The sequence below is a fragment of the Rubrivivax soli genome, assembly GCF_049810355.1.
Lineage (GTDB): Bacteria > Pseudomonadota > Gammaproteobacteria > Burkholderiales > Burkholderiaceae_C > Rubrivivax.
In genome coordinates this window covers 4,670,175-4,687,882 of record NZ_CP187368.1, presented here as the reverse complement: position 1 = coordinate 4,687,882, position 17,708 = coordinate 4,670,175, and the positions used below count along the sequence as shown (strand labels likewise).

The window sequence follows — 17,708 nt, the reverse complement described above, 5'->3', positions numbered from 1 at the left end:
CGCGCCGCAGTTCACTCCGGCGGCAGCAGCGCGACGATCTCGCGCGCCATGCGCGCTGCGGCGCCGCGGTGCTGCGCGGCGAAGGCCAGCGCCCGCTCGGCCATCGCGCTGCATTCGGCGGCGCCTGCGGGCGTGACCGCCAGCGTCGCGGCCTGCTGCACACCGGCCGTGATGTCGTCGACGCGCCGCGCGGCGCCGGCCGCCAGTGCCAGTTCGGCTGCCTGCGCGAAGTTGAAGGTGTGCGGGCCCATCAGCAGCGGGCAGCCGCAGGCCGCGGCCTCGATCAGGTTCTGCCCGCCGAGCGGCGCGAAGCTGCCGCCCAGCAGCGCCACGTCGGCCGCGGCGTAGTACAGCGGCATCTCGCGCATCGAGTCGCCGAGCCAGACATCGGCCGTGGCGACGTTGTCCGGCGGCGTGTCGCCCCAGGTGCTGCGCCGAGCCAGCGTGTGCCCATGCGTGGCGACCAGTGCCGCGACATCGTCGAACCGCTGCGGGTGGCGCGGCACCAGCAGCAGCAGCGGGCGCGGCGCGGGCAACGCGGACCAGGCCACCAGCAGCGGCGCCTCCTCGCCTTCGCGCGTGGCGGCGGCCAGCACCACGGGCCGGCGCAGCGCCGCACGCCAGTCGCGGCCGCGGGCCAGCAGCGCCGGGGCGGGCGTCATGTCGAACTTGAGGTTGCCGAACACGCGCACGTCGCCGGCGCCGGCCGCCCGCAGGCGCCCGGCGTCGTCGGCCGTCTGCGCCAGCACACGCGTGAAGGCCGCGGCCGCCGGGCGCAGCAGGGCCGCGAAGCGCCGGCCCTGGGCCAGGCTCTTGTCCGACAGGCGGGCGTTGGCCAGCACCACGGGCACGCGTTCGCGCTGCGCGGCGGCCAGCAGCGCCGGCCAGACCTCGGTCTCCATCACCACGCCGGCCAAGGGCCGGTGGCGGCGCAGGAAGCGGCGCACCGCGCCCGGGGTGTCGTAGGGCAGCCAGACCTGCAGGTCGCCGTCCTGCAGCAGCGCGGTGCCGGCTTCACGGCCCGTGGCCGTGCCGTGGGTGAGCAGCAGGCGCAGCCCGGGGCGCTGCGCGCGCAGTGCAGCGACCAGCGGCTCGGCCGCGCGTGTCTCGCCCAGGCTCACTGCATGCAGCCACAGCCGCCCGGTGCCGGGCGCGCCGTCGAAGCCGCCCAGGCGTTCGTTCCAGGCCGCGCGGTACAGCGGCTCGTGCCGGCCGCGCCACCACAGCCGCGCGAAGTAGACCGGCGTCGCCAGGCGCAGCAGCAGCGCGTAGGCGGCGCGCGCGAGCAGCGCCTTCAATGCGCCGCCGCGGCCACCTGTGCGTCGGGCTTCACGCTGCGCAGCGCGGCCATGAACTGGGCCTCGATGCGGTGCAGCGCCTCTTCGGTGTGGCCCTCGAAGCGCAGCACCAGGACCGGCGTGGTGTTGCTGGCGCGGATGAGGCCGAAGCCGTCGGCGAAGTCCACGCGCAGGCCGTCGATGGTGCCGACCTCGCCGCCCTCGAACGTCAGGCGCCGGTCGGCGGTGCGCGCCAGCAGCTCGGCCACCACGGCGTGGTGCTCGCCCTCGGCGCAGGGCACGTTCAGCTCGGGCGTGTTGAAGCTGGTCGGCAGCGCGTCGAGGAAGGCGCTGGGGTTCTTCTCGCGGCTCAGGATCTCCAGCAGCCGCGCCGCGGTGTACATCGCGTCGTCGAAGCCGTACCAGCGCTCGCCGAAGAACAGGTGGCCGCTCATCTCGCCGGCGAACGGCGCGCCGGTCTCCTTCAGCTTGGCCTTGATCAGCGAGTGGCCGGTCTTCCACAGCAGCGGCCGGCCGCCGGCCTTGCGGATGGCGACCGGCAGGCGCTGGCTGCACTTGACGTCGAAGATGATCTGCGCGCCCTTGTGGCGCTTCAGGATGTCGCGCGCGAACAGCATGATCTGCCGGTCGGGGTAGATGATGTTGCCCTGTGCCGTGACCACGCCCAGGCGGTCGCCGTCGCCGTCGAAGGCCAGGCCGAGCTCGGCGCCGGTGGCGTGCACGACCTTGATCAGGTCGGCCAGGTTCTCGGGCTTGCTGGGGTCGGGGTGGTGGTTCGGGAAGTCGCCGTCGACCTGGCTGTACAGGTCGATGACGTCGCAGCCCAGCGCGCGCAGGATGGCCGGGGCGCTGGCGCCCGGGATGCCGTTGCCACTGTCGATCACGATCTTCATCGGCCGCGCCAGCGTGCAGTCGCCGACGATGCGCTGCGTGTACTCGGCCAGCACGTCCATCTTCGCGCTGCGACCGCGCCTGGCGGAGTAGGTCTCGGTCTCGATGCGCTGGCGCAGCTTCTGGATGTCGTCGCCGTAGATCGCGCGGCCGGCCATCACCATCTTGAAGCCGTTGTAGTCCTTCGGGTTGTGGCTGCCCGTGACCTGGATGCCGCTGCTGCAGCCGTGCTCGGCGCGCGTGGCGGCCACGTAGTACAGCATCGGCGTCGTCACCATGCCGATGTCGACCACGTCCAGGCCCGTGCTCTTCAGGCCGCGGATCAGCGCCGCCGCCAGGCCCGGGCCCGACACGCGCCCGTCGCGGCCCACGGCCACGGCGCGCTCGCCGGCCAGCAGCGCCTCGGAGCCGAAGGCGCGGCCCAGGTGCTCGGCGAAGACCTCGTCGATGGTCTGCCCGACGACGCCGCGGATGTCGTAGGCCTTGAAGACGGATGCGTGGACTTGCATGGTGACCCTGGGCTGCCAATGAGCGCCGCATTGTAGGCAGCGGGCTGCCGGCGGCGCGGGCTCGCCGTCCGTCGGCCCGGCTCGCCATCCGTCGCAGCCGGCGGCGGCGCGCGGCCCGGGCCTTCCTACACTGCGGCCCATGCAGATCACACCGCAACTGCTGCGCGCGTCGTGGCGCAGCTGGTACAGCCAGGACTTGCAGCGCGTCGGCCCCGCCTGGCTGCAGCTCGTCTGGACGCTGGTCTTCGCCGTCATCGTCGGGATGGGCTTCACGCTCATGGGCGTGCTGACCCACGGCGACTGGGGCGACCCCGTGCGCTGGTGGCGCTGGTTCCGCGTCAACGTCGTGATCGCGACGGTCGTCTCGCTGACCATCCACGGCCTGTTCGCGGCGACCATCGCCTGGCTGACGCAGCAGCGCATCCGCAGCATGAGCAACGGTGGCCGGGCGCTGTACTTCACCGTCGTGCCGCTGATCGGCGTGTCCGTCGGCTGGCCGCTGGGCGTGTGGCTGGTCAGCGACGACGCCGCCGGCTGGGTGCGCATCGACGCGTCGCAGATGGCCGGCAGCGCCGCGCTCGCGCTGCTGATCAGCACCATCATCTTCCTGTTCTTCAACAGCACGGCGCGCCGGCTGGAAGCCGAGAAGCGCGCCACCGAGGCGCAGCTGCGGCTGCTGCAGGCGCAGATCGAACCGCACTTCCTGTTCAACACGCTGGCCAACGTGGAAAGCCTGCTCGACCACGACCTGCCGAAGGCGCGGCAGATGCTGGGCGCCTTCACCGACTACCTGCGGGCCTCGCTGGGCGCGCTGCGCCAGCAGGAAGGCCCGCTGGCGCAGGAACTGGAGCTGGCGCGCAGCTACCTGCTGCTGCTGCAGGCGCGCATGGGCGAGCGGCTGCGCTTCAGCATCGAGGCCGAGGCCGCAGCCGAGCGCGTGCCGGTGCCGCCGCTGCTGCTGCAGCCGCTGGTGGAGAACGCCGTCATGCACGGCCTGGAGCCCGCCATCGACGGCGGCACGCTGCGGCTGCGTGCCCGCGTGCAGGGCGGGCAGCTGGTGCTGGAGGTGCAGGACGACGGCCGCGGCCTCGACGCTCCGCCGCGCCTGGGCGCGCGCCGCGGCGCGGGCATGGCGCTGGACAACATCCGCCAGCGCCTGCTGGCCCGCTACGGCCCCGAGGCCACGCTGACGCTGCAGGCGCTGCAGCCCGGCACACTGGCCCGCATCACGCTGCCCCTGGACGAAGGCCTCCACGCATGACCCCCACCGCCCTGATCGCCGACGACGAACCCCACCTGGCGCGCGCGCTGCAGGCGCAGCTGGCCACGCTGTGGCCCGCGCTGCAGGTGGTCGCGGTGGCGCGCAACGGCGCCGAAGCGGCCGAGCACATCGCGGCGCTGCAGCCCGACATCGCCTTCCTCGACATCCAGATGCCGGGCCTGACGGGGCTGGAGGTGGCGCAGGGCATCGAGGGCCGCACCTGCGTGGTCTTCGTGACGGCCTTCGACGACTTCGCCGTGCAGGCCTTCGAGCAGCAGGCCCTGGACTACGTGCTCAAGCCGGTGAAGGCCGAGCGCCTGCAACGCACCGTGGAGCGGCTGCAGCAGCGCCTGCTGCAGCCGGCAGCGGCCGACGACGCGCGCCTGGCGCAGCTGCTGCAGCGGCTGCTGCCGGCGGCAGCCACGGCCACCGCCGCCCCGCAGGCCGCGCCGACCCGGCTGCGCTGGGTGCGCGCCAGCGTGGGCGAGCTCACGCACCAGGTGGCGGTGGACGACGTGCTGTTCTTCCGCGCCGACGACAAGTACACCTGCGTGTGCACGGCGGACGCCGAGCACCTCATCCGGACTCCCATCGTCGAGCTGCTGCCGCAGCTCGATCCCGAACGGTTCGTGCAGGTGCACCGCTCCACGGTGGTCAACCTCGACCACCTCGCCGGCACGCGGCGCGACGACACCAGCCGGCTGTTCCTGCGGCTGCGCGGCCATGCGCAGGAACTGCCCGTCAGCCGGGCCTACGTGCACCTGTTCAAGGCCATGTGAGTCCGGACAGGGGGAAAATTTGTAAGGACAGCTTGATCCAGCACAAAGTCTCTTCAGTTCTGATCAGGGCCGCCGATACCCGGGAACAGGCGCAGTTGCAAGCGCCGCCCCATCACCCTTCGCCGGAGCCCGACCATGAACCTGCTGAACACCACCCTGGCTGCCTTGCTGATCGCCGGCGCCACCACCGCGCAGGCCTACGATCCCAAGGCCACCATCGCCGACCTCGACGCCCGCCTGGCCAAGATCGGCGCCCCCAAGATCGAAGGCACCGAAGACGTCGCCGGCAAGACCGTGCCGGCCATCTACTTCGGCGCGCGCAAGATCAACAACAACTACGACGTCGTCGACGCCGTGCGCAAGGCCCACCAGGCCACCGCCACCATCTTCGTGAAGAGCGGCGACGAGTTCGTGCGCGTCAGCACCAACGTGCTCACGCCCGAGGGCAAGCGCGGCATCGGCACGCAGCTGGCGCGCAACGCCGCCTACGCCGCCGTCAGCCAGGGCCAGCAGTTCTGCGGCCCGATCGACGTGCTCGGCACCGCGTTCGACGCCTGCTACAACCCGATCAAGGACGCGGGCGGCAAGGTCATCGGCGTCAGCTACATCGGCCACAAGAAGTAAGCACGGCGGCCGCGATGAAACTCCTCCACCCTGCCCGCAACCTGCTGGCGCGCATGCCGGTGGGTCGCCAGCTGGCGCTGGCCTTCGCCGTGCTGCTGGTGCTGACCGCCGCGCTCGGCACCATGTCCGTGTGGGGCCTGCAGCGCGTGAACCAGCAGGCCGCCACGCTGTCCGACAAGTGGCTGTTCGGCGTGGGCCACCTGGCCGACGCACGCGTGGACCTGTCGGAGATGCGCGAGTTCGAGATCAAGCACAGCCGCACCGACGACGCCAGCTACCACGCCGAGTACGAGGACAAGATCAAGGAAGGCAGCGCGCGCCTGGCGCAGCACCTGCAGGCCTACACGGCGCTCGTGGCCGGCGACGACGAGCGCGCGAAGCTCGATGCGATGACCAAGGCCTTCGGCAACTACCAGCAGGCGCAGGCCAAGGTGCTGGCGCTGGGCAAGGACAAGCAGCAGCAGGACGCCGCCGACATCAGCGACGGGCTGGCCAGCATGGCCTACGACGAGTCATTGGCGGCGCTGACCGCACTGACGCAGTTCAACTTCGAAGCGGGCCGCGCCGCCGCGGCGCAGGCCGGCAGCGTCTACCAGCAGGCCCGCCTGTTCGTGCTGGTGGTGCTGGGTGCGGCGCTGCTGCTGGGGGTGGCGCTGGCGCTGCTGATCACGCGGCAGCTGATGCGCCAGCTCGGCGGCGAACCCGCCACCGCCGTGGCCGTGGCACGTGCCGTCGCCGAGGGCAACCTCACCACCCGCATCGCGCTGCGCGCCGGTGACAGCACCAGCCTGCTGGCCTGGCTGCAGACGATGCAGCAGTCGCTGTCGCAGGCCGTGGCCAACGTGCGCCAGGGCTCGGACCACGTGGCCACCGCCAGCGCACAGATCGCCAGCGGCAACCAGGACCTGTCGTCCCGCACCGAGCAGCAGGCCAGTGCGCTGCAGCAGACCGCAGCGACGATGGACGAGCTGGGCAAGACCGTGCACAACAACGCCGACAACGCGCGGCAGGCGAGCCAGCTCGCCGAAGGCGCTTCGACGGTGGCGGCGCGCGGCGGTGCGGTCGTCGGCGAGGTCGTCGAGACCATGAAGGGCATCAACGACAGCAGCCGCAAGATCGCCGACATCATCGGCGTCATCGACGGCATCGCGTTCCAGACCAACATCCTGGCGCTGAACGCAGCCGTCGAGGCAGCCCGTGCCGGCGAGCAGGGTCGCGGCTTCGCGGTCGTGGCCAGCGAGGTGCGTTCGCTCGCGCAACGCAGCGCCGAGGCGGCCAAGCAGATCAAGGGCCTGATCAGCGCCAGCGTCGAACGTGTCGAGCACGGCTCGGCCCTGGTCGACCGCGCCGGCCAGACGATGCAGGAAGTGGTGGCCTCGATCCGCCGCGTCAGCGACATCGTCGGCGAGATCAGCGCCGCCAGCTCGGAGCAGAACCAGGGCGTGGGCCAGATCGGCCAGGCCATCACGCAGATGGACCGCAGCACGCAGCAGAACGCGGCGCTGGTCGAAGAAAGCGCCGCCGCGGCCGAGAGCCTGAAGCAGCAGGCGCAGCAGCTGGTGCAGGCGGTGGCGGTGTTCCGCCTGCAGCAGGACAGCACGGCCTGAGCCCCGCCCGGCGCCCGGCGGCGCGGCCCGGAGTCCACAGCGGACCCGGGCCGATCGCCGCATGCGGCATCATGCCGGCATGAATACTCCGCTGCACCGCCCCACCCTCGGCACCCGCGCGCTCGTGCTCGCGCTGCGCGTGGGAGCCGTGGCCGTCACGGCGGTGCTGCTGGTGGTGGGCCTGCTGGCCGGCCTGGCGATGATGGCGTGGCTGCTGCTGCGCAGCGTGTTCGGCGGCACGAAGCCGACGGCACGCATGCACTGGCAGCACACCCTGCACCAGACCATGCAGCGCGCGCGGCGCCCGCAGGCGCACGTGCCTCCGGGCGACATCGTCGACGTGCAGGCCCGCGAGGTCGACACCGGCAGCGGCGCCTCGCAGGCCGCCTCGCCCACACCCACCCCCACGCAGCGCCTGCGCTGACGCCGCCGCAGGGACAGGTCCGAAAACGGCCAGTCCGCCCCCACCTGCTGCCTATCATGGCGGCATGGTCCTCGATCCCGACGCCGCCTACCAGGCCCTGCTGGCCCGCGATGCCCGCTTCGACGGCCGGCTGTTCGTCGGCGTCACCAGCACCGGCGTCTACTGCCGGCCGGTGTGCCGCGTGCGCACGCCGCAGCGCGCGCACTGCCGCTTCTTCGACAACCGCGCGCAGGCCGAGGCCGCGGCGTTCCGCCCCTGCCTGAAGTGCCGGCCCGAGATCGCGCCGGGGCTGTCGCAGATGGACAGCTCGCAGGCGCTGGCCGACACCGCCGCGCGCTGGATCGAGCACGCCGTGCACAGCGGCGAACCCCTGGCCCTGCCCGCCATCGCAGCGCGGCTGGGCGTGACCGACCGCCACCTGCGGCGCATCTTCCAGGCCCGCCACGGCGTGGCGCCGCGCGACCACCTCGCCACGCAGCGCCTGCTGCTGGCCAAGCAGCTGCTCACCGACACCGCGCTGCCGGTCACGCAGGTGGCGCTGGCCAGCGGCTTCGACAGCCTGCGCCGCTTCAATGCCGCGTTCGCCGAACGCTACCGGCTCAACCCCACGGCCCTGCGGCGCGCCGGGCAAAGCGCCGCCAGCCCGCGTACCGACGCCCCGCTGCGCCTGGCCTGGCGCCCGCCCTACGACATCGAGGCCGTGCTCGGCTTCTTCGCGCGCCGCGCCATCGCGGGCGTGGAGCAGGTCGATGCAGACAGCCTGACGCTGCGCCGCACGCTCGCACGCCACCACCGCGGGCAGGTGCTGGCGGGCTGGATCGCACTGCGCTTCGTGCCCGAGCGGCACGAGGTGCATCTCGAGGCCGCGCCGGCGCTGTCGCCGGTGCTGGGTGCGCTGATGCAGCAGGTGCGCCAGGCGCTGGACCTCGACGCCGACCCGGCGCTGATCGACCCCGTGATGGCGCTGCTGCCGGTGCCGCTGCGGCCGGGTGCGCGGCTGCCGGGCGGGCTCGATGGCTTCGAGAGCGCGGTGCGCGTCGTGCTGGGCCAGCAGGTCACGGTGCAGGCCGCCCGCACGCTGACGCAGCGGCTGGTGCAGCGCTTCGGCACGCCGGTGGCCACGCCCGTCCCCGGCCTCACGCACCTGTTCCCCGACGCGGCCACGCTGGCGTCGGCCACGCCGGAAGACATCGGCACCCTGGGCATCGTGCGCCAGCGGGTGCGCGCACTGCAGGCGCTGGCCGCCGCGGTGGACGCAGGCCGCATCGCACTGCACCGTGCGGCACCGCTGCAGGCCACGCTCGACGCGCTGCGCGCACTGCCGGGCATCGGCGACTGGACGGCGCAGGTCATCGCGATGCGCGCGCTCGCCTGGCCGGATGCCTGGCCCGCCACCGACATCGGCCTGATGAACGCCCTGGGCACGCGCGACGCGCGCGCCATCACCACCCTGGCCGAGGCCTGGCGGCCCTGGCGCGCCTACGCCGTGCTGCGGCTGTGGCACCACCTGGAGACAGCCCCATGAAGACCAACCGCCTCGTCGCGCAGGCCAGCGTGCCCACGCCGCTCGGGCCCATGCTGCTCGCCGCCACGCCGCTGGGCCTGGCCGGCGCCTGGTTCGCCGACCAGAAACACCATCCGGGCGCGATCGCGGCGCCGGTGGACGCGCAGCACCCGCACATCGTGCAGGGCATGCAGGCGCTGCAGGCGTACTGGGTCGGTGCCCCGGCACCGCAAGCGCTGGCGCTGGACGCGGCGGGCACCCCGTTCCAGCAGGCCGTGTGGCGGGCGCTGTGCGCGATCCCGATGGGGCAGACCAGCAGCTACGGCGCCATCGCACGCGCGCTCGGCCGGCCCGCTGCGGTGCGCGCCGTGGGCGCGGCGGTGGGCCGCAACCCCATCGGCATCCTGGTGCCCTGCCACCGCGTGCTGGGGCAGGACGGCACGCTCACGGGCTATGCCGGCGGCCTGCCGCGCAAGCAGGCGCTGCTGCTGCACGAACGGCAGCACGTGCCGCAGCACCCGCAACGGCCAGGCGGGCTGCCGCTGACGCTGGCCGCCTGATGCAACGCCGCGACATCGCCGAGATGCTGCTGCTGGCGGCACTGTGGGGCGCCTCGTTCCTGTTCATGCGCGTGGGCGCGACCGACTTCGGCCCGGCGGCGCTGGTGTTCCTGCGCGTGGCCGGCGCCAGCCTGCTGCTGCTGCCGCTGCTGGCCTGGCGCGGCGAGGTCGGCGCGCTGCGCGCGCAGTGGCGGCCGATCGCGCTGGTGGGCGTCGTCAACACCGCGCTGCCGTTTGCGCTGTACATGGTGGCGCTGCTGGTGCTGAGCGCCGGACTCGCGTCGATCTTCAACGCCACCGCGCCGCTGTGGGGGGCGCTGATCGCCTGGGCCTGGCTGGGCGACCGACCGACGCCGCTGCGCGGCCTGGGTCTGGCGCTGGGCTTTGCCGGCGTGCTGTGGCTCGGCATCGACAACGCCAGCCTGCGCGCGGGCAGCGCGGGCGTGAGCCCGGCGCTGGGCATCGCCGCCTGCATCGCGGCCACGGCCTGCTACGGCTGGACGGCCAACTACACCAAGCAACGCCTGACCGGCGTGCCGCCGATGGCGGTGGCCGCGGGCAGCCAGGCCTTCGCGGCGCTGGCCACGCTGCCGGCAGCGCTGTGGTGGTGGCCGGCCACGTTGCCCGGGCCGACGGCCTGGGCCGGTGCCGCAGCACTCGCGCTGGCCTGCACCGGCCTGGCCTACCTGCTGTACTTCCGCCTCATCGCCCGCGTGGGGCCGGCGAAGACGATCGCCGTGACCTTCCTGATCCCGGCCTTCGCGGTGCTGTGGGGCGCGATGTTCCTGGGCGAGCGGCTGACCCCGACGATGCTCGGCGGCTGCGCGGTGATCCTGCTGGGCACCGCGCTGGCCACGGGGCTGCTCAGAACTCGACGGTCTCGCCCGGCTGGATCGCCAGCACCTTGACGCCGGTCTCTCCCAGCGCCTTCGTGTAGTCGGCGGGCGTGCCGGGCAGGCCCGGGTTCGTCAGGTAGTGCATCGGGATCACGGCCTTCGGCCGGATCATCTCCTTCGTGACCATCGCCGCGTGCTGCGGGTTCATCACGAACTGGCCGCCGCCGATGGGCATCAGCACCAGGTCGGGCCTGTACATGTCGGCGATCAGCTTCATGTCGCCGAAGACGCCGGTGTCGCCCATGTGCCAGAGCTTGAAGCCGTTCTCGAACTCGATCACGAAGCCGCCGGGCTCGCCGCCCACGTGCACCTCGTCCCGGCCGGTGGCCGGGTTCTTCCAGACCAGCTCCGAGCTGTGCTCGGCCTTCACCAGCGTGACCTTCACGTCGGGGCCCAGCGGCGTGACGGTGCCGCTCTTGTTCATGCGCAGTGCCTGGTTGCCCGGCAGCACGCCCAGGATGGCCAGGCTCTGGCTCAGGCCGGCCGGCGCCCACAGCGGCGCGTTGTGCATCTTCGCCAGCGCCGGCGCGTCGGCCATGTGGTCGAAGTGGCCGTGCGTGACCAGCACCAGGTCGACCTTGCCCAGCGCCTCCAGCTTGCGGTAGGCCTCGGGGGTCTTCGGGTTGGTCTGCAGCCAGGGGTCGATCACGATGACCTTGCCGGCCACCGTGGTGATCTTGAACGCGGCCTGGCCCAGCCACTGGACCTTCACCTTGTCCTGCGCCAGCGCGGGCAGCGCCTGTGCCAGTCCCAGCACCAGGCCCAGGGTCATCGCGGCGGTCTTCAGCAAACGTGTCATCGGAGCACTCCTTCGGCGTTCAGGGTTGGCACAGCGCGGCCAGGCGCCGCACGTCGGGGGCACGGGCCAGGTCGCGGCAGGCGGCGAGGATCTCGCCGCTGCGTACGGCACCCAGCACCGGATCGGCCTGGGCGTGGAACTTGGCGGCCAGCGCGGCGTCGTCCATCGGTCGCGCCAGCGAGCCGATGGCGTGCTCCACCACGACATGCACGCGCCGGCCGTCGGTGAGCGTGGCCACGAGGTCCACCGCCTCCTCGGCGATGCCGTCGCGCACGGTGGCCACCACCTTGCGGCGCAGCGCCACGATGTCCGGGCGCGTGACCACCGCGTCGGCAAATTCAGCTTCGCCGGCACGGCCGAAGACCAGGCCCGCGGCGCAGCCGTGGTGGACGCTGAACTTGGCCTGCAGGCCATCGGCCGGCTCCTGCCTGCCGCAGAGTTCCAGCACCAGCGGATGCACCTGGAGCTCGATGCGCTCCACCTGCCCCGCGGTGACGCCTTGCGCACGCAGTTGGGTGCAGGCGTCGATGGCCGGGTGCACGACGACGCCGCACGCAAAAGGCTTGAAGGTGTTGAGCGCGATCTCGAACTGCTGGCCGAGACCGGTGGTGGCCTCGTGCCAGTCGAACCTGGTCGACAGCACCTGGGCCCAGCCGCGCGGCGCTTCCAGCGCGCGCGGGCTGGCCGTGAAACCCTGCTGCGCCATCAGCGCCGCCATCAGCCCGGTGCGCGCCGCGGCCCCGGGGTGCAGCGGCTTGCTCATGCTGCCGAACTGCTCGCGCAGGCCCACGGGCTGCGAGGCCGCGATGCCCAGCGCCATCGTCGTCCGCGCCGCGTCCAGGCAGAGCAGCCGCGCGCAGCCAGCGGCCGCGCCCAGCACACCGGCAGTGCCGGTGATGTGCCAGCCGCGGTCGTAGTGATCGGGGTAGACCACGTTGCCCATGCGGCACGCGACGTCGATGCCCAGCACCAGCGCGTCGAGCACGGCACGGCCGCTGCTGCCCTGCAGCTCGGCCAGCGCCAGCAGCGCCGGCGCCACCGGGCCGGCCGGGTGGATGATGGTCTTCAGGTGCGTGTCGTCGAAGTCGAAGGTGTGCGAGGCGATGCCGTTGACCAGCGCCGCGCTGGCGATGTCCACGCGTTCGCGGCGGCCCAGCACCGCCGCCTGCGGCGCCGGCTGCAGCACCTGGCACGCCGCCAGCGCGGCCCGGGGGGCTTCGTGCTGCGCAGCGCCCAGTGTGCAGCCCAGCCAGTTCAGCAGCGTGCGCACCGCGGCCTGCTCGACGTCGTCGTCCCAGCCGCGCGACGGGTGCGTGGCGACGAACTGTGCCAGCGTGCGCGTGATCGGAGGTGCGCCGGTGTCGGCAGCGACGGGGGTGTTGCGGGCCATGGCGGGCAGGTCGTTGAAGAAGGGATCACGCGGCGCGTGCGGCAGGCTGCGCGTGCGCCGCCGGCAGCGGGCACCGGTTCAGAACACGAAACCGCCGTCGCGGCGCAGCGGCGCGCTGGCCTCGCCGCTGACCATCGCGACGAAGCGCGCCGCCAGCACCGGGTCGGCCGCGCGGGAGGCGGCCGCCGCGGTGTACACGGTGGCCAGTTCGAACTCCCGGGGCAGCAGCCCCACCAGTTCCACCCCCGGGGTGTAGAGGATCTCGGTGACCTGCGTGCAGCCGATCGGGTTCGGCGTCGTCGCGGCCGCGAGTTCGCGCATTGCGATGGCGCCCGCCGGGTAGGTGCGCAGCCGCGGCTCCAGCGTGTCGAGCACACCGAGCCGGCGCATGACGTTGGCGAAGTGGATGCCCGCCGTGGCGCGCACCGCGTCGGGGAAGTACACGCTGTCGGCGGCCAGCAGCGCCGCCTTCAGGCCGTCGGCCGTGGCCACATCCGGGTGCGGCGTGCCGCTGCGCACGGCCACGCCGGTGAGCACGCGGCCCAGCGCGGCGCGGCTGTCGGCCAGCAAGTGACCGTCGGCGCACAGGCCGTCGACCATGGCCGCGGTGAGGATCATCACGTCGCAGGGCTCGCCCGCGAGCAGCGCTTCCTTCATCGCGCCCACCGCGCCGAAGCGGCCCTGCAGCGTGGCGCCGGTCTCGGCCTCGAAGCGCTGCTGCAAGGCCTTCACGACGCCTTGCGAGGCGCCGGCACACAGGAAGTGCAAGGTGGCCATCAGTCGACCTTGATGCCGGCGGCCTTCACCACGCCGGCCCACTTGGCGATGTCGTCGTTCATGTAGCGGGTGAATTCGTCCACGCCCATCGTCATGGCCGTGGTGCCCTGCGCGGCCCAGGCGCGGCGCAGCTCGGCGTTGCCGGTGATCTTGCCGATCTCGGCGTTGAGCTTGGCCACCACCGCGGCAGGCGTGCCCTTGGGAGCGACCACGCCGAGCCAGATCGTCGCCTCGTAGCCCGGCACGCCGGCCTCGGACATCGTGGGCACGTCGGGCAGCACGGTCGAACGCACGCGGCCCGTGGTCGCGATGGCCTTCACCTTGCCGGCCTTGACCTGCTCGGCCATCGTCGGGATGGCGTCGAACATCATCTCCAGCTGACCGCCCAGCACGTCGGTGCGGGCGCCGCCGCTGCCCTTGTAAGGCACGTGCACCACGTCGATGCCGGCCATGTGCTTGAAGAGCTCGCCGGCCATGTGGTACGGCGTGCCCGGGCCCGACGACGCGTAGCTCATGCCGCCCGGCCTGGCCTTGGCTGCGGCGACCAGCTCGCGCAGGTTGTTCTGCGGCAGGCCGGCCTTGGCCACCAGCACCAGGTCGGAATAGTTGATGGGCGCCACCGGCACGAAGTCGCGCATCAGCTGGAACGGCTTGTTCGGCAGCAGCGACTCGTTGACGGTGTGCGTGTTGCTCATCACCAGCAGCGTGTAGCCGTCGGGGGCCGACTTGGCCACCGCGTCGCTGCCGATCACCGAGCCGCCACCCGGCCGGTTCTCGACCACGAAGTTCTGGCCCAGGCTCTCCTGCAGGCGCTGCGCAATGGCGCGGCCGAAGACGTCGGCCGAGCCGCCGGGGGCGAACGGCACGATGATGCGCACGGGGCGGCTCGGGTAGTCCTGCGCGGCGGCGGGCAGCGCGGTGGCCGCTGCACAGACGGCGACACAGGCAGTGAAGGCGCCGATGGCGGCGCGGCGGGTGGGGGAAGGACGCATCCGATGTCTCCAGTTTGGGCTTGATTGGTCTGCTTTGGCAGACTCTGCGCCCGACTCTAAACGAAGCTCAGTAACCCAGCATGTTCGTGCGCACATGCACCAGGTGCTGCAGGCACAGCGCCCGCGCGCGCTCGGCGTCGCGGTCCTTCAGCGCCGCCACCAGCGCGCGGTGTTCTTCCTGGTAGTCGCGCCGCCGCTCGGGCGTGGCGCTGCGGCGCTTGAGCACGCCCCACTCGCCCTGCGCACGGGCCTCGTTCATGAGCCGGAACACGCCGGCGATGAAGCTGTTGTGCGCGGCGTCGGCGATGGCCTCGTGCAGTGCGGCGTCCCAGCGCTCGAAGTCCTCCAGCGTGGTGGAGGCCTCGGCGTGGTGGTTGCACTCGTCCATGCGGGCGAAGTCGGCCGCGGTGGCGTTGCCGATCACCATCTCGATCAGCGCCGGCTCCAGCACCAGGCGCGCGCTCATCAGTTCGGCCGGGCTCACGCTCGGGCCCGCGCCGGGGGCGATCTCCGACAGCGCCTCGTGCACCTGCTCGCTGACGTAGGTGCCGCTGCCCACCGTCTGCGTGATCAGCCGCTTGCGCTTGAAGTCCAGCAGCACGCGGCGCACGGTGCTGCGCGACAGGCCGTATTCCTCGCTCAGCGCACGCTCGGTGGGGATGCGGTGGCCGGCCCGCCAGGTGCGCGAGCGCAGGTTGTGCAAGATCGTGTCGCGCAGGCTGGCGGCGGCGTCCATGGCATCCGGCTTGGAGTCAATCTGGGCCGCAATGGTAGCATTTGGGTTAACCGGCACCAGAGTCCGGAGACACCCCACAAGGAGACATCCCATGCGTCTCGTGACCCTGCACCACGAGGGCCGGCGCCGTGTCGGCCGCCTGTCCGGCGACGGCCGGCAGATCGACCTCTTCGCCACCGACGGCACGCACGGCGCGCTGCCGCTGGTGCAGGCCCTGGTGGCCGGCCGGGCGCTGCCGCCCACCGACGGCAGCGTGGCGCTGGACGGCGCGCAGCTGCTGGCGCCGCTGCCGCTGCCGCGCCGCAACCTGTTCTGCGTCGGCCGCAACTACCACGCCCACGCGAAGGAACTGCGCGACACGGTGTTCAAGGACAACGCCAAGGCCGTCGACGCCTGGCCCATCGTCTTCACCAAGGTGCCCGAGTGCGTGGTCGGCCCCACGGCCGACGTGGTGCTGCCCGACCCCGCGATCACGACGCAGATCGACTACGAGGCCGAGCTCGCCATCGTCATCGGCCGCGGCGGCAAGAACATCCGCCGCGACGACGCGCTGCAGCACGTGTTCGGCTACACCATCGTCAACGACGTCACCGCGCGCGACGTGCAGATGCGCCACGGCCAGTGGGACCTGGGCAAGAGCTTCGACACCTTCTGCCCGATGGGCCCGTGGATCGTGACCGCCGACGAACTGGACGGCACCGACACGCGCGTGCGCTGCTGGGTCAACGACGAGCTGCGCCAGGACGCCAGCACCACCGACCTGATCTTCGACCTGCCGACGCTGATCGAGACCTGCTCGCGCGGCATCACGCTGCACCCGGGCGACGTCATCGCCACCGGCACGCCGGCCGGCGTCGGCATGGGCATGAGCCCGCCGCGCTGGCTGGGTGCCGGCGACCGCGTGCGCATCAGCATCGACGGCATCGGCACCATCGAGAACCGATTCATCCAGGAGACCCACGCATGAAGATGCTGCTTGCCACGGTGGCCCTGCTGGCCACCGGCTTCGCCCACGCCCAGAGCAACTGGCCCGAGAAGCCGCTGACGATGATCGTGCCCTTCCCGCCCGGCGGTGTCGCCGACACGGTGGCACGGCCGGTGGCCGAATCGCTGGGCAAGGCGCTGGGCACCACGGTGGTGGTGGAGAACCGCGCCGGCGCGGGCGGGGCCACCGGCATCGGTGCCGCCTCGCGCGCCGCGCCCGACGGCTACACGGTGCTGCTGAGCCTGTCGTCGATCAGCATCCTGCCCGAGGCCGACAAGATCCTGGGCCGCAAGCCAGCCTTCACGCTGGAGCAGTTCAAGCCCATCGCCCGCTTCACCGCCGACCCCGTGGTGCTGGTGGTGCGCGCCGAGGCGCCTTGGAAGACGCTGGCCGAATTCGTGGCCGACGCGAAGCGCAAGCCCACGGCCTACAACTACGGCAGCTCGGGCAACTACGGCACCATGCATGTGCCGATGGAGATGCTCAAGGGTGCGGCCGGCTTCCGCATGACGCACATCCCCTACACCGGCGCCGGCCCGGCGCTGCTGGCACTGCTGGGCGGCCAGGTCGATGCCGTGGCCACCGGCCCGAGCACCGTGGCGCAGCAGATCAAGGCCGGCAAGCTGCGCGCGCTGGCACACTGGGGCGAGAAGCCGCTGCAGTCGCTGCCCGAGGTGCCGAGCCTGAAGCAGGCCGGCTTCGGTGCAAGCTTCGCGCAGTGGTCGGCACTGTTCGTGCCGGCGGGCACGCCCGACGACGTGGTGCAGAAATTGCGAGCGGCTGCCCGCAAAGTGGCCAACGACCCGCAAGTGATTCAAACCATCAACAAAGCCGGCAGCCCGCTGGAGTACCTGGATGCGCCCGAGTTCCAGACCTACTGGACCCAGGACGCCGCGCTGATGACCGAGGCCGTGCGCAAGATCGGCAAGGTCGAGTGACGGTGCAGGAGCGCAACACGCCGTGACCTGGTCGATCCTCGCGCGCGACGCCGACGGCAGCTTCGGCGTCGCCATCGCCAGCCGCTTCTTCGCGGTGGGTGCGTTGTGCGTGCACACGCGCGCCGGCGTCGGCGCGCTCGCGACGCAGGCGCTGATGAACCCGCTCTACGGCGCGGCCGGGCTCGCGCTGCTGCAGCAGGGGATGGCCGCGGCCGACGTGGTGGCGCAGCTCACCGGCGCAGACGCCGGGCAGGCGCAGCGCCAGCTGCACGTGCTGCCCGCGCACGGTCCGGCGGCGGCGCACACGGGTGCTGCCTGCGTGGACTGGTGCGGCCACCAGGTGCACGCCGACTTCAGCGTCGCCGGCAACATGCTGGCCGGGCCGCAGGTGCTGCAGGCCACGGCCGATGCCTACATCGCCAGTGCGGATCAGCCGCTGGCCGAGCGACTGATCGCGGCCCTGCAGGCGGGCGAGGCCGCGGGTGGCGACAAGCGCGGCAAGCAGTCGGCCGCGCTCGTGATCCAGGGCGCCGAGGACTACCGCACGCTGGACCTGCGGGTCGACGACCACGACGACCCGCTGGCCGAGCTGCAGCGCCTGCACGCCGTCAGCCTGGAGCGTTTCCAACCCTTCCTGGCCTGCCTGCCGCGCCGCGCCGACCCGGTGGGCACGCTCGACCGCAGCCGCATCGAGGCCGCGGTGGCGGCCTTCCACGCCCGCCGGGCCGCGGGCTGAAG

At 72.5% G+C, this 17,708-nt stretch carries 18 protein-coding genes; 11 read left to right on the top strand and 7 right to left on the bottom strand.

What is annotated here, in order from left to right; translation table 11 throughout:
- Positions 1–11 precede the first annotated feature (11 nt).
- Positions 12–1,298 (bottom strand): 3-deoxy-D-manno-octulosonic acid transferase, encoded by a 1,287-nt coding sequence (locus ACPOLB_RS21540; protein WP_425258094.1) that lies wholly within the window; start codon positions 1,296–1,298, stop codon positions 12–14.
- Positions 1,295–2,698, bottom strand: a complete 1,404-nt coding sequence (locus ACPOLB_RS21535) for a phosphomannomutase/phosphoglucomutase (RefSeq protein WP_425258093.1) — start codon at positions 2,696–2,698, stop codon at positions 1,295–1,297. Before ACPOLB_RS21535 ends, ACPOLB_RS21540 begins: the two co-directional genes overlap by 4 nt.
- A gap of 139 nt (positions 2,699–2,837) precedes the next feature.
- Here ACPOLB_RS21535 and ACPOLB_RS21530 point away from each other — a divergent pair, with 139 nt between their 5' ends.
- From ACPOLB_RS21530 to ACPOLB_RS21495, 8 genes are all read left to right on the top strand, one after another.
- Positions 2,838–3,959, top strand: coding sequence for a sensor histidine kinase (locus tag ACPOLB_RS21530; RefSeq protein WP_425258092.1), 1,122 nt, complete (start codon positions 2,838–2,840; stop codon positions 3,957–3,959).
- Positions 3,956–4,738: a LytR/AlgR family response regulator transcription factor gene (locus tag ACPOLB_RS21525; RefSeq protein ID WP_425258091.1), complete on the top strand. Its 783-nt coding sequence runs from the start codon at positions 3,956–3,958 to the stop codon at positions 4,736–4,738. The genes ACPOLB_RS21530 and ACPOLB_RS21525 overlap by 4 nt, the downstream gene beginning before the upstream one ends.
- A gap of 135 nt (positions 4,739–4,873) precedes the next feature.
- A complete protein-coding gene (locus ACPOLB_RS21520; protein WP_425258090.1) occupies positions 4,874–5,362 on the top strand; it encodes a Cache 3/Cache 2 fusion domain-containing protein in 489 nt (162 codons plus the stop codon).
- A gap of 14 nt (positions 5,363–5,376) precedes the next feature.
- Entirely contained in the window at positions 5,377–6,969 is a 1,593-nt protein-coding gene (locus ACPOLB_RS21515; protein WP_425258089.1) for a methyl-accepting chemotaxis protein, read from the top strand.
- 79 nt (positions 6,970–7,048) lie between these two features.
- Complete coding sequence (locus ACPOLB_RS21510) at positions 7,049–7,393, top strand: hypothetical protein (protein ID WP_425258088.1); 345 nt, start codon at positions 7,049–7,051, stop codon at positions 7,391–7,393.
- A 64-nt stretch (positions 7,394–7,457) separates the two neighbouring features.
- Positions 7,458–8,918, top strand: coding sequence for an Ada metal-binding domain-containing protein (locus ACPOLB_RS21505; protein WP_425258087.1), 1,461 nt, complete (start codon positions 7,458–7,460; stop codon positions 8,916–8,918).
- The gene (locus tag ACPOLB_RS21500; protein ID WP_425258086.1) at positions 8,915–9,457 is read left to right on the top strand and encodes a methylated-DNA--[protein]-cysteine S-methyltransferase; all 543 of its coding nucleotides are present in this window, start codon (positions 8,915–8,917) and stop codon (positions 9,455–9,457) included. The genes ACPOLB_RS21505 and ACPOLB_RS21500 overlap by 4 nt, the downstream gene beginning before the upstream one ends.
- Positions 9,457–10,365 carry a DMT family transporter gene (locus ACPOLB_RS21495; protein ID WP_425258085.1) on the top strand — a complete coding sequence of 303 codons (909 nt, stop codon included), beginning with the start codon at positions 9,457–9,459 and terminating at the stop codon, positions 10,363–10,365. The genes ACPOLB_RS21500 and ACPOLB_RS21495 overlap by 1 nt, the downstream gene beginning before the upstream one ends.
- Here ACPOLB_RS21495 and ACPOLB_RS21490 read toward each other — a convergent pair.
- From ACPOLB_RS21490 to ACPOLB_RS21470, 5 genes are all read right to left on the bottom strand, one after another.
- Complete coding sequence (locus ACPOLB_RS21490) at positions 10,322–11,152, bottom strand: metal-dependent hydrolase (protein WP_425258084.1); 831 nt, start codon at positions 11,150–11,152, stop codon at positions 10,322–10,324. The two genes, ACPOLB_RS21495 and ACPOLB_RS21490, sit on opposite strands and share 44 nt — an antisense overlap.
- A gap of 19 nt (positions 11,153–11,171) precedes the next feature.
- Positions 11,172–12,542: an MmgE/PrpD family protein gene (locus tag ACPOLB_RS21485; protein WP_425258083.1), complete on the bottom strand. Its 1,371-nt coding sequence runs from the start codon at positions 12,540–12,542 to the stop codon at positions 11,172–11,174.
- A gap of 78 nt (positions 12,543–12,620) precedes the next feature.
- On the bottom strand, positions 12,621–13,319 hold the full coding sequence (locus ACPOLB_RS21480) for a molybdate ABC transporter substrate-binding protein (RefSeq protein WP_425258082.1): 699 nt from the start codon (positions 13,317–13,319) through the stop codon (positions 12,621–12,623).
- A complete protein-coding gene (locus tag ACPOLB_RS21475; protein WP_425258081.1) occupies positions 13,319–14,311 on the bottom strand; it encodes a tripartite tricarboxylate transporter substrate binding protein in 993 nt (330 codons plus the stop codon). Before ACPOLB_RS21475 ends, ACPOLB_RS21480 begins: the two co-directional genes overlap by 1 nt.
- 67 nt (positions 14,312–14,378) lie before the next feature.
- Positions 14,379–15,047, bottom strand: a complete 669-nt coding sequence (locus ACPOLB_RS21470) for a FadR/GntR family transcriptional regulator (RefSeq protein WP_425258080.1) — start codon at positions 15,045–15,047, stop codon at positions 14,379–14,381.
- Positions 15,048–15,138: 91 nt separating this feature from the next.
- Between ACPOLB_RS21470 and ACPOLB_RS21465 the strand changes: the two genes are divergently transcribed.
- From ACPOLB_RS21465 to ACPOLB_RS21455, 3 genes are read left to right on the top strand one after another with little or no spacing between them, the layout of a single operon-like run.
- Positions 15,139–16,014, top strand: coding sequence for a fumarylacetoacetate hydrolase family protein (locus ACPOLB_RS21465; protein ID WP_425258079.1), 876 nt, complete (start codon positions 15,139–15,141; stop codon positions 16,012–16,014).
- Positions 16,011–16,970: a Bug family tripartite tricarboxylate transporter substrate binding protein gene (locus ACPOLB_RS21460; RefSeq protein WP_425258078.1), complete on the top strand. Its 960-nt coding sequence runs from the start codon at positions 16,011–16,013 to the stop codon at positions 16,968–16,970. Before ACPOLB_RS21465 ends, ACPOLB_RS21460 begins: the two co-directional genes overlap by 4 nt.
- A gap of 22 nt (positions 16,971–16,992) precedes the next feature.
- Positions 16,993–17,706 carry a DUF1028 domain-containing protein gene (locus tag ACPOLB_RS21455; protein WP_425258077.1) on the top strand — a complete coding sequence of 238 codons (714 nt, stop codon included), beginning with the start codon at positions 16,993–16,995 and terminating at the stop codon, positions 17,704–17,706.
- The last annotated feature ends 2 nt before the right edge of the window (positions 17,707–17,708 follow it).